This is a genomic window from Arsukibacterium sp. MJ3, from assembly GCF_000987765.1.
In the GTDB taxonomy this organism is placed as follows: Bacteria; Pseudomonadota; Gammaproteobacteria; order Enterobacterales; family Alteromonadaceae; genus Alishewanella.
In genome coordinates this window covers 1-730 of record NZ_LAHP01000094.1, presented here as the reverse complement: position 1 = coordinate 730, position 730 = coordinate 1, and the positions used below count along the sequence as shown (strand labels likewise).

Sequence of the window (730 nt, the reverse complement as noted above, 5' to 3'; positions counted from 1 at the left end):
GCGCAGGCGTTGTAAGCGGGTGTTATCCCGTGCCAGATGTTCTTGCTCGACCAGTAATCCCAGTCGTTCATCGAAGCTCAGCTCTGCGTAAGTGTGTGGTGCAAGGCGTTGTTGCTCCAGCGCATTCGCCATGGCTGCCAGTTTAAGCTGGCGTAATTGAATAAGTAAGGTGTCCATTATTTGCCCTTATTGGTAGTAGTGTGAGCCACGGATATTGGCATGTGTGCCAGGCGTGGTATTGCTGCTATCGTCCTGCTGGAAGCGCATATCATCGCCTGCTTTGAGCAGCTTTTTGATGACCGGTATATAAGGTAGCTGGCGGCTGATGGCGAGTGCACAGGCATTTTCCAATCGGTCACTACCATAGCGCTTTTGCTCGCTGAGAAGCCCCAAGCAGGCGCGCTGCGCCTGAACGAGATGGTCTTTACTGCGTTCAACCGCTACTACAACAGCCAGGGTATTGGGGCCAATATTGGTGGCCCAACTGCGAATACGCTCTGGGCTCCACTCCTGATAGGCTGCATGGTTTTCTGGCATATGTGCCACGTGAGTGCTGTGCCGGTAAGCGTGATGGCTGCGAGGATGCTGTGCAATACACTTGCTATGATGATAAACCTTCACCATGGTCTGAGTGGCACTGATTTCAACCCGCTCACCCACTAAACGATGTGGCACCGAGTACCAGTGATTGTCGTACTGTACGTGGTAATCTTTGGCGACTTTCGCAATG

At 52.6% G+C, this 730-nt stretch carries 1 protein-coding gene and 1 pseudogene; both read right to left on the bottom strand.

Translation table 11 applies throughout. The features are described from left to right. Positions 1 to 177 (bottom strand): ATP-binding protein (locus VT06_RS16920; RefSeq protein WP_200898015.1); only part of this gene is annotated, 177 nt, incomplete at its 3' end. A 9-nt stretch (positions 178 to 186) separates the two neighbouring features. After that, a pseudogene (locus VT06_RS16915) lies at positions 187 to 730 on the bottom strand (IS21 family transposase); the annotation flags it as partial.